Origin of the sequence: uncultured Campylobacter sp. (assembly GCF_938018145.1) — a bacterium.
Taxonomy (GTDB): Bacteria; Campylobacterota; Campylobacteria; order Campylobacterales; family Campylobacteraceae; genus Campylobacter_A.
Genome location: NZ_CALIII010000331.1, coordinates 1 through 2,203, shown reverse-complemented (window position 1 = coordinate 2,203; position 2,203 = coordinate 1). Strand labels below are relative to the sequence as shown.

General features: G+C 52.7%; 4 protein-coding genes. All 4 read right to left on the bottom strand.

Annotation, left to right across the window (positions count from 1 at the left end; genetic code table 11):
• Nucleotides 1-130 precede the first annotated feature (130 nt).
• Nucleotides 131-373 (bottom strand): helix-hairpin-helix domain-containing protein, encoded by a 243-nt coding sequence (locus Q0338_RS07690; RefSeq protein WP_298086241.1) that lies wholly within the window; start codon nucleotides 371-373, stop codon nucleotides 131-133.
• Nucleotides 374-586: 213 nt separating this feature from the next.
• Nucleotides 587-1,273, bottom strand: a complete 687-nt coding sequence (pyrF, locus tag Q0338_RS07685) for an orotidine-5'-phosphate decarboxylase (protein WP_366119802.1) — start codon at nucleotides 1,271-1,273, stop codon at nucleotides 587-589.
• Nucleotides 1,270-1,665, bottom strand: a complete 396-nt coding sequence (gene nusB, locus Q0338_RS07680) for a transcription antitermination factor NusB (RefSeq protein ID WP_298086240.1) — start codon at nucleotides 1,663-1,665, stop codon at nucleotides 1,270-1,272. Before nusB ends, pyrF begins: the two co-directional genes overlap by 4 nt.
• 1 nt (nucleotide 1,666) lies before the next feature.
• Nucleotides 1,667-2,137 carry a 6,7-dimethyl-8-ribityllumazine synthase gene (gene ribH / locus Q0338_RS07675; protein ID WP_298086239.1) on the bottom strand — a complete coding sequence of 157 codons (471 nt, stop codon included), beginning with the start codon at nucleotides 2,135-2,137 and terminating at the stop codon, nucleotides 1,667-1,669.
• Between the last annotated feature and the right edge of the window lie 66 nt (nucleotides 2,138-2,203).

The following is a 2,203-nucleotide window of genomic DNA, read 5'->3' as shown; positions in this document are numbered from 1 at the left end:
ATTTACGCCGTTCATTGCGCTTGCTAGCTTGCACTTACGTGAGGTGCCGTTTCGTGCTGCAGATACAGCCGCGTCTGTCGCTAGTAAATCCGCTCAAATTCAAATGGCTCGCGCGGGTCAAATTCGTAAATTAGTCCTTCCAAAGCCACCATTTCAGCTTGGCTTTGTCGGGACGGGGCGTATTTGCGTAGTAGCAAACCATGCGGTAAACGTAGAGGATACATCTGTCACTGCCGCGCCCGAGCGCCTTTGTGCGTTCAAACATTTCGTGGGGATCCGCACCCTTTAACGAAGCGATATCCTCGTAGCCGAGCGCCAGTAGATCCGCCTCGGTCGCCTCGCCGACATAGGGGATTTTCTTAAAATCGCTCAAATTTACCTCAAATTTCTTTTAGGCTCCGCCGAACTCGCCTCTTTGAATGAAATTTCAAATTTCATTCGCGCGCTGCGAAGCTCGTTAAATTTTATCTCGCTACTGCGCTCAGTCACCGCCCGAGCTGTCCTTGCGCGATGAGTTAATTAAAATTCTCGCGCGGAAAATTCTGTTTAAAATGAACTTGCGTCAAATTTTACGCAAGCTTTGGCGCTAAATTTGACCCAAAATCCGCTCGCAAATTTCGCGCGGATCGGCGCTTTGATATATCGGCCGACCTACCACTATAAAATCAGCCCCCGCCTCGCGCGCGGCGCCCAGATCCGCCACCCGCTTTTGATCTGCCGCACTCTCGCCAAACGGCCTCACGCCCGGGCAGAGCGTGATAAAATCTGCGCTCGTAGCGTCCTTTATCAGGCGGCTCTCGAATGCCGAGCAGACCATGCCGTCAAGCCCCGCTTCGTAGCTCATCACGCTAAATTTGCGCACGGCGTCGCTTAAATTTTGCTCGTAAACCGCGCTAAACTCGGACTCGTCAAAGCTCGTTAGCGCAGAGACCGCAAGCACCAGCGGACGCGAAGCTAGCCTATCTAGTCGCTCCATCACCGTCGCCATCGCGCGCTTGCCGCTGCTTGCGTGCACGTTTATCATATCTACGCCGAGCTTTGCGATCTCCTCGGCGGCGTCTGCCATCGTGTTTGGGATGTCGTAGAGCTTTAGATCGAGGAAAATTTTAAAATTTCCAAGCTTTTTTAGCTCCTCCACAAAGCCCGCTCCGTCGCGCAAATAGGCTCGCAGCCCAACTTTGAGCCAAATTTTATCGGCCAAACCAGTAAGCTCACCCGCTAGCTGCAAACACTCCTGCTTCGAGCCCAGATCAAGCGCGACGCAGAGCTTCACAGATCGGCCTTTAGCGCGTCTAGCACGCCGTTTATAAATTTCGGCGCCGAGTCGCCGCCCAGCTCCTTGCCGAGCTCGATGCCCTCGTTTATGATGACGGCCTTATCGGTCGGGGTAAATTTCATCTCGTACGCCCCCAGCCTAAGCACGGCGCGCTCGATGCTGCCGATCTCGTTTATCTTCCACTCTTTTAGGCGCGCGTTTAGTAGCGTATCAAGCTCATCTGCGTGCTCCAAAATACCGTGAAAAAGCGAGAGCGCAAGGCTTCGCTGGTCGTTTCGGATCTTTTTTTCTTCTAAAAACTCCTCGACGAACTCCTCGCTGCAGCTACCCATTTCGCGCGCATACAGTAGCGAAACGACGGCCTGCCTGACCTGATGACGAGTCGCCATTTTACGCCTCCAAATTTTTATATAAGCTTAGCATCTCGATCACGCCCGTCATCGCTTCAAAGCCCTTATTTCCGGCTTTTGAGCCCGCTCGCTCGATGGCTTGCTCGATGCTATCGACCGTTAGCACGCCAAAGGTCACCGGCTTGCCGTACTTTAGCGTGACGTTTGCGATGCCTTTGGTGGTCTCGGCGCTCACGTAGTCAAAGTGCGGAGTTGAACCTCTTATCACCGCTCCCACGCAGCAAATAGCGTCAAATTTGCCGCTAGCTAGCGCCTTTTCAAGCGCCATCGGTATCTCAAACGCGCCCGGCACCAAAATGAGGCTCAAATTTTTCTCTTCTCCGCCGTGGCGCAAAAACGCGTCCCTCGCGCCCTCGACCAGCCTATCGGTGATGATGTGGTTAAATCTCGCGCCCACTATGGCGACCTTTTCGCCGCCTTTTAAAGCCAAATTTCCTTCGATTATTTTCATGGTTTCTCCTTTTAGATTATTTTTAACATTACCGCGCTTAGCGTTATTAGCGATAGATAAAACGCC

What these genes read in the sequence shown, in the direction of transcription:
- ribH (WP_298086239.1), bottom strand. Translation starts at nt 2,137, where the DNA reads ATGAAAATAATCGAAGGAAATTTGGCTTTAAAAGGCGGCGAAAAGGTC.
- nusB (WP_298086240.1), bottom strand. Translation starts at nt 1,665, where the DNA reads ATGGCGACTCGTCATCAGGTCAGGCAGGCCGTCGTTTCGCTACTGTAT.